This is a genomic window from Mycobacterium sp. (genome assembly GCF_046091765.1).
Taxonomy (GTDB): Bacteria; Actinomycetota; Actinomycetes; order Mycobacteriales; family Mycobacteriaceae; genus Mycobacterium.
In genome coordinates, this window is record NZ_JBJTCF010000002.1 from 1 (window position 1) to 7,877 (window position 7,877).

Genomic DNA, 7,877 nt, shown 5'->3' on the forward strand with positions numbered 1-7,877 from the left:
CCATGAGGCCGCGCTGCGGCTGGCCTTCGACCTGGTGGCCGAGGCAGGGGAGAGCCTGGACAGGCTCGGGCTGGTGGCTGTCGGCCATCGGGTCGTGCACGGCGGGCCGAACCTCTACCGGCCCACCGTCATCGACGACACGCTGGTCGACGAGCTCCGGGAACTGGCGCCGCTGGCGCCCCTGCACAACCCGCCGGCGGTGCTGGGCATCGAGGTGGCCAGGAAGGTGCTTCCGGATCTGCCGCACGTCGCGGTATTCGACACCGCGTTCTTCCACGATCTGCCCGCCGCCGCCGCCACCTACGCCATCGACGGCGAGGTGGCGGCGAAGTGGCGGATCCGACGCTACGGGTTCCACGGCACCTCCCATGAGTTCGTCAGTCGGCAAGCCGCGGAGTTCCTCGGCACGCCGGTGGAATCGCTGAACCAGATCGTGCTTCATCTGGGCAATGGAGCGTCCGCGTCGGCGATCGCCGGGGGTCGGCCCATCGACACCTCGATGGGGCTGACCCCGATGGAAGGCCTGGTGATGGGTACCCGCGCCGGGGACATCGACGCCGGGGTGATCAGCTACCTGGCGCGCACTGCGGATATGAGCATCGACCAGATCGAGACCATGCTCAACCGCCGCTCCGGTCTGCTCGGTTTGAGCGGCGACGTCGACATGCGGGTGGTCGACTCCCGCATCAAGGCCGGGGACGAGGTCGCCGCACTGGCCTACGGCGTCTACATCCACCGGCTGCGCAAGTACATCGGTGCCTACCTGGCGCTGCTCGGGCGCGTCGACGTCATCACGTTCACCGCGGGGGTGGGGGAGAACCAGGCCAGCGTGCGGCGTGATGCGCTGAGCGGGTTGAGCAGCCTGGGAATCGAACTCGACGAGGAACTCAACGCCGGCCCGGCCGGCGGGGCCCGACGCATCTCCGCGCAGACCTCGCCCACCGTCGTGCTGGTGGTACCCACCGACGAGGAGTTGGCCATCGCCCGCGCGGCGATGACCGTCGCGGTGCAGCAACCGCATTGACTGTGAAGTCAGGGCGGCCAACACGCTGACACCACCGACCCCACCGCACAGTCAACGGCGGGCCAGGGCTAGCCCCGGGGGCGTCATTTTCGGCGGGTACGGTGACGCAATGATGCTCAGGCCGCTCAGGCCGCGCTCCGCGCTCGGTGAGCTGCTGGCCGAGTCGATGCGGATGGCCTCGGCCGGCGTCGACGCGGCCGTGACGACGACCGCCCTTGCGGCCGGTGTCGCCGGCAGCGCAGCCCTGCTCGGTGGTGTCACCGCCGCGCGCACCGGGAGCCGGGCGCTGCGCGCGATTCCCGGAGCGCGCACGATCGGTCGGGTCGCTGCGGCGATGGCCGTCGAGGCGGCCGGGGGTCCCGCGGCCCGGCGCAGCAGCCATCACCCCGACGATCAGCAGACCCGGCGCTGGATCGAGGTGCGCGGCCTGAGCGGTCCCGACGCCGACGCGATCGCCGACGAAGTGTTGACCTCGGTTCAGGCGGTGCCCGGCGTCCTCGATGCGGTCATCAATCGATCGGTCGCCCGGGTGGTGGTCACCGTGGGGCCGCAGGGTCCTGCCCGGAGTCTGACGAGACTCGTCGCCGAGGCCGAACGCCGCGCCGGCACCGCGCCCGCCGAGCATCGACCGCTGACCCTGCCCGGAGACGACTCGATCCTCATTTCCCGCGCGATCGGCGCGGCCGCCGCGGCGGTCGGACTGGGTGTTTCGCTAACCGGAGCGGCGATGCGACTGCCGGGGCTGCCCGACGTCGTCTCGGTGATGCCGGCGGTCGCCGACAACATCCCGGTGATCCGTCACCAGATCCAGCGCAGGCTCGGCAACGACGGCACCGACCTGGTGTTCTCGATCCTCAACTCCACCGCCGCCGCACTGACGGTGTCGCCGAGTGCGGCCGCCGCCGAGGCGGCGAGCAGGGCGATGCTGGCCGTCGAGGCCTGGAACGCCCGGCTGGCCTGGCACCGCCACGAGTCCGAGCTGGCCCGCTGCTGCCCGGAGGGCGGTGAGCCCGCGCACGGCACCGCGATCTTCGCCGACGGACCGGGTGAGGAGTATTCGAACCGCGCGGGACGCGTCGGGCTGATCGCCGCGGCGGTGGCCGGTGCGGTGACCCGCAACCCGACCGTCGCCGGCGCGGCCGCACTGGTGACCACGCCGAAACCGACCCGCGCCGCGCGCGAGGCCTTCGGCTGCGCGATGACTCGCGGCCTGACCGCTCATCACGACGCCGTCGTCGTGCGACCCCGGGCGCTGCGCGCGCTGGATCGGGTCGACGTCATCGTCCTCGACCCGCGCAGCCTTTACACCGACACCCTGACGATCAGCCGGGTTCGCGGGGTCGACAGCGACCAACGCGCCAGCGCGTGGGAGGCCGCGCGCGCCGCGCTGGCCCGCGGGGGTCTCGGGCCCGGTTGGCACAAGCTGTCCTCGATCCCCGGAGCGGGCCGGGCGGGGTCGGCGTTGGTCAGCCCGGTGCGGGATCCGATGGCCACCGCGGTGGTCGCCGAGGCCCGCCGGGCGCGGGTGCGGGTGGTCTCCGTCGACGACGACGGCCTGCGTTCGCTGGCGCAGGGCTTCGACACGCTCGTTCCCGCTTCGGGTTCGCTCGATGCGAGCCTGGCCGATCTGATCGACGTGCTCCACGCGCAGGGTGCGACAGTCGCCTTGGTCACCACGTCCGAAATGGCCGCCCGGCACGGCGCCGACGTCACCATCGGCATCAGCCGGCACGAGACTCCACCCTGGGGCGCCGACATCTTCGTCGCCGATCTACCGGCGGTGTGGCGGATTCTGCGATCGATACCCGCGGCCCGCACCGCCAGCGCCCGCGGGGTGCGACTGTCGATATCGGGCACAGCGATCGGGGCACTGATGCTGGTGCCCGGCGTTCCCGGGTTCGGGCCGGAGGCCGTCAACGTCAGCGCGCTGACCGGATTGTGGGCGGGCTTCCGCAGCGGCAGCGCGGTGTTCCGTGACGCTCCGCCGGCACCGGAACCCGGACACGAGTGGCACGCGCTGTCGGTGCGTGAGGTTCGCACGCTGCTGCCCCGACCGGCCGATTCCGCCCAGCCGCCGGGCCGACCGCCCGCGTCGCGGTCACTGGTGGGCGAATTCTTCGGCGAGATGCGCGCGAACCTCAACGACCCGATCACCCCGATCCTGGCCACCGGTGCGGTGGCCAGCGCGCTGCTCGGCTCACCCCTGGACGCGGTTCTGGTGGGCGGGGTGCTGCTGGCGAACTCCGCGCTGTCGGCCCAACAGCAGATGCACGCCGAGCGGATCCTGCGGCGACTGCTCGCCGTCCAGGAACCCTCCGCCCGGCGCCGGGTCGGACCACTGCGGGCCGGGGAGGGCGAAAACGTTGCGGCCGGATCCCTGCGGCCCGGCGACATCATCGAGGTTCGCACCGGCGACGTCGTTCCGGCCGATGCCCGGCTGATCGAGGCCAGCACCGTCGAAGTCGACGAGTCGACGCTGACCGGCGAGTCGCTGCCGGTGCCCAAGCAGACCGCGGCCACGCCCGGCGCCCCGCTGGCCGAGCGGTCGTGCATGATCTACGCCGGCACCACCGTGGTTGCCGGCAGCGCGCTCGCGGTGGTCACCAGCGTCGGGCGAACCACGGAGATCCGCCGGGCTCTGGCCATGACACCGACACGGCCGCGCCAGATCGGCCTGCAGCGACAGCTGAGCCACATCACCAACCGCGCGCTGCCGTGGAGCATGGCCGGCGGGGCGCTCGTCGGTCTGGCCGGCGTGCTGCGCGGCACCGCCCTGCGCGAAGCGGTCGGGAGCGCGGTTGCGGTGACCGTGGCCGCGGTGCCCGAGGGTCTGCCCCTGGTCGCCACGCTGGCGCAGCTGGCAGCGGCCCGCCGGCTCACCGGCGAGCATGTGCTGATCCGCAACGCCAACTCGATTGAAGCTCTCGCCCGGCTCGGGGTGGTGTGCTTCGACAAGACCGGCACGCTGAGTGAAAACCGGTTGCGGGTCAAACACATTCGGCCGTTCGAGGGATACTCGGTTGCCGAGGTCATCGAGGCCGCGCTGAGTACCGTGACCGCCCGCGACGGATTCGTCGAGCACGCCACCGATGAAGCCATCCGCCAGGCCGCCACAGCTGCGGAAGCCGGTGCGGCCGACGTCTACCTTCCATTCCAGTCCGGCCGGCCGTTCGCCGCTGCGCTGACCGGTACGCGGCTGACCGTCAAGGGCGCCCCGGAGGTGCTCGCGGGCGCGCAGCCGACACAGTGGGCGCCGATGATCACCGAACTCGCCGCCGACGGCCTCCGCGTGATCGCCGTGGCCGAACGGCAGCTGACCGCGAGGCAGGCCGCCCGCGCCGCCGCCGATCCGGCGGCGATGGAACGGCTGTGCCGTACCGGGCTGAACCCGATCGGGCTGCTCGGCCTGGCCGACACCCTGCGCGCCGAAGCGGCCCCGCTGCTGGCCGAACTCCGTGACCGCGGCATCCCGGTGCGGCTGCTCACCGGTGATCATCCGGCGACCGCGGCGGCCATCGCCGGCGAACTCGGCCTACCGATATCTTCCGATGAGGTCGTCACGGGAAGCGACTGGGAGTCGTTGTCGGCGGACGAGCGCATCGAGACGGTCCGCTCGCGGCTGGTGTTCGCGCGGATGTCCCCCGAACACAAAGTCGAAGTCGTGCAGACCCTCGAGCGCGCCGGGCTGGTGACCGCGATGGTCGGTGACGGCGCCAACGACGCAGCCGCCATCCGGGCTGCCAGCGTCGGTGTCGGGGTGGCAGCCGCAGGCAGCGACCCGGCGCGCACCGCTGCTGATGTGATCCTCGTCGACGGTCGGGTCGAGGCGCTGATCGACGCGATCGACGAAGGCGAGCAACTGTGGCGGCGGGTCCAGTCGGCGGTGTCGGTCCTGCTCGGCGGCAACGCCGGCGAGGTGGCCTTCGCCCTGATCACCAGCCTGCTGACCGGCCGGTCGGTGCTCAACGCGCGGCAGATGTTGTTGGTCAACATGCTCACCGACGCGCTGCCCGCGGCGGCGCTGGCGGTGAGTCGCCAGGACGGCAACGCGGAGCTGGATCGCGACGAGGCCGCCCTGTGGCGCGCGATTGCCGCGCGGGGGGCGGCCACCACGACCGGCGCCACCCTGGCCTGGACGATGGCCAGGCTGACCGGTCCCCGGCAGCGGGCCGCGACGGTGGCGCTCATCGGATTGGTGTCGACTCAGTTGGCTCAGACCGTGGCCGATTCGCAGAGTCCGCTGGTGGTGTCGACCGCGGTCGGGTCCTTCCTGGTCCTGGCCGCCGTGATCAGCACACCGGTGGTCAGTCAGTTCTTCGGGTGCACACCGGTGGATCCGCTGGGGTGGGGACAGGCTTTCCTCGGCACCGCGGTGGCCTCGGCACTGGCCGCGGTGCTCCCGGAACTGCTGCGGCGGCGGGCCACTGGTGCCGGCTCAGTCGTCGAGGACGACGACCCCGGCGCGCAGCAGCAGGGCGTAGAGGTGTTGAACGGGCGGGGTCAGCAGCCGGACTCCGACGGCGATCAGGGCGTCGGGTCCGGTTCGGCGCAGGACGTCGTCCACGAATCCAGGCAAACCACGCGACATGACCGGAACGGATCCACTCGGTGAACAGGACACGAACATCATGAACATGTCTGCTCAGCGCGACGCCGCCCGCCGTGTCGCACAGGCACAAAGCTTCTCGATCCGGCTTCCTCTCGTCGGCGCCGTCCGGGTGCCGCCGCCGGATCAACTGGCCTTCTGGGGAGTCCTGGGTGGGCTGGCGCTGCTGGAGTTGATCGACTGGCCGGTCGCGCTGGCGCTGGGGATCGGCTCAGCACTGGTCACCCGGAAGTTGTCCGACCTGGAGGATCGCGAAGCCGACCTCGCCGCCGCGGTAGACCGGGCGCCGTTCAGTGCGTCAGAGCGATGACCCGGCGATGCGCGCCGCCGACAGCCTCTGCAGGTAGACCTCGATGTCGGGATACGACGTCGACAGGGAGTTGGCGTTGGTGTTCGCGACGGCGGGGTTGAGCCCGTTGGCGCTCTCCCACGAGTCGGGCATGCCGTCGTTGTCGGTGTCGACCGGAGCGGCCGGGGCCGAACCGGAGTAGGCCGGCAGCAACGCGTCACCGGCCGGATTCGTGTTGCGCGCCGCCGTCGCGATCGTGTTCGACGCGACACTACCCATCAGCCGGGTGTCCATCGGGTCGCGCGGCCAGGCCCCGGCGGTGGCCAGCAGCACCGAGCGCAACTGGTCGGTCGGGGTGTAGGTGATCGCCGGGAATGGATGGCGCGCCGGGAGTTTCTGGGACCGCTGCCCGGCGACGTACGCGGCCACGTCGCTGTCGCTGAGCGAGGCGTAGTCGTTGCAGCAGTAGAACAACTGGTAGTCCGAGCGGGTCGGGTAGAGGTTCATCCGGTTTCCGCTGACGTAAAGCCGGTTTCCCGGCCTCTGCAGGAACTGGTCGTCAAACATGCCGTAGGGGAACCCGCTTCTGGTCTGGAAGTAGTTGTTGACGGCGTTGAGATTCCAGTAGATCGGGTACGAATTGCCGCTGCTGTCATTGACGACGCCGGTGCCCAGACCGAGGGCGACGAAGAAGTTCGGATCCCAGTAGAGGTTGTTGGATACCTCGAGGTTCATGGTCGAGTTGGCGGCCGCCAACGACTCGCGGCTGCCCTCGGGCAGTCTGCCCTCGATTCGGTTGAACACGTTGTGGTGCAGGGAGACATTGTCCAGCCCGAATCCGTAGGCGGGATTTGAGTAATTCATCAGGATCCCGCCGTACATGGAGTGGCCGCCGACGGTCTCGGCGAGCAGGGTGTTCTGCACGGTGATGTTGTTGGAGTAGGAGATCTCGATCGCCTCGTCGAGGGCGTTGCCGATCGAGACGTGGTCGACGATCGCGTTGCGGGTGTAGCGCAGCCGCAGCCCGTCGACGCTGACATCTTCGGAGACGGGTCGGATTCGGATGTGCTGCAGGACCCAGTTCTCCGCGAAGTCGCTCGGCGCCCGCACCTCCTGATCCTGATACGGGCTTTCGTCGGTGACGAAGCCGCGCACGGTGATCCCGCCCGGCGAGGTCTGCCCGGCGATGGTCACATTGCCGTTGGTGAGATGGATCTGATCGTTGATGACGCCGCTGACCTTGAACAGGATGTAGCGGGCCCCGGGCTGGTCGATCGCCCACTGCAGCGAACCCGGCCCCGACGAGTTGAGGTTCGTCACGTAGACGACGCTGCCGCCGCGCCCGCCGGTGGCGTACGCGCCGAAGCCCTCCGCTCCCGGGAATGCCGGCAACGCTCCGCTCGGCGGGGGCGTGCCGCCGGCCGGGGTGACCGCGACGACGACGGCGACCGCACCGCTTCCGCCCCGGCCGTCGGTGAGGGTGACGCTGAAGGTGTCCTGCAGATCGGCGGCGGTCGCTCCCGGTGCCGCGGCGGCGGTGCGGGCCGCGGGGGTGGGGGTGTAGCTGAACACTCCGCTGGTCGCGTTGATGCTCACGCTGCCCTTGGCCGTCGACGCCGGTGCGGAGTAGCTCAGCGGGTCACCGTCCGCGTCACGACCGCTGACCACTCCGCTGACCACCCCGGTGCTGGCGTTGGTGGCGGTGATCGCGAAGGTGCCCGTCGGGGGATTGTTCGCCGGCCCGCCGGTGGTGAAGGGGCTGACCCTCACGGTGACGGTGGAGGTGCTGGTGTCGCCGCGTGTTCCGAGCAGTCCGAAGCTGAGCAGGTGCAGCAGTCCGGGCAGGCCGTGGATGGCGAATCCGCTGGGGGCGTCGCTGACCTGGACCTCGAAGGTGTCGGTGACCCCGGTGGCGGCGAGCGCCGGGTCGGGGGTGTAGGTCCAGGTGCCGTCGGCGG

At 70.8% G+C, this 7,877-nt stretch carries 4 protein-coding genes; 3 read left to right on the forward strand and 1 reads right to left on the reverse strand.

Going from position 1 to position 7,877, the window contains the following annotated elements; genetic code table 11:
- The 3 genes from ACKOB8_RS00165 to ACKOB8_RS00175 all read left to right on the forward strand — a co-directional run.
- Nucleotides 1-1,024: acetate/propionate family kinase (locus tag ACKOB8_RS00165; RefSeq protein ID WP_526374414.1), on the forward strand; the 1,024-nt coding region annotated here is incomplete at its 5' end.
- Between the two features lie 166 nt (nt 1,025-1,190).
- A complete protein-coding gene (locus ACKOB8_RS00170; RefSeq protein ID WP_526374420.1) occupies nt 1,191-5,636 on the forward strand; it encodes an HAD-IC family P-type ATPase in 4,446 nt (1,481 codons plus the stop codon).
- 22 nt (nt 5,637-5,658) lie between these two features.
- Nucleotides 5,659-5,940, forward strand: coding sequence for a hypothetical protein (locus tag ACKOB8_RS00175; RefSeq protein ID WP_526374416.1), 282 nt, complete (start codon nt 5,659-5,661; stop codon nt 5,938-5,940).
- On the opposite strand, the gene ACKOB8_RS00180 is transcribed toward ACKOB8_RS00175, so the two are convergent.
- Nucleotides 5,929-7,877 (reverse strand): Ig-like domain-containing protein (locus ACKOB8_RS00180; RefSeq protein WP_526374418.1); only part of this gene is annotated, 1,949 nt, incomplete at its 5' end. The genes ACKOB8_RS00175 and ACKOB8_RS00180 overlap by 12 nt on opposite strands.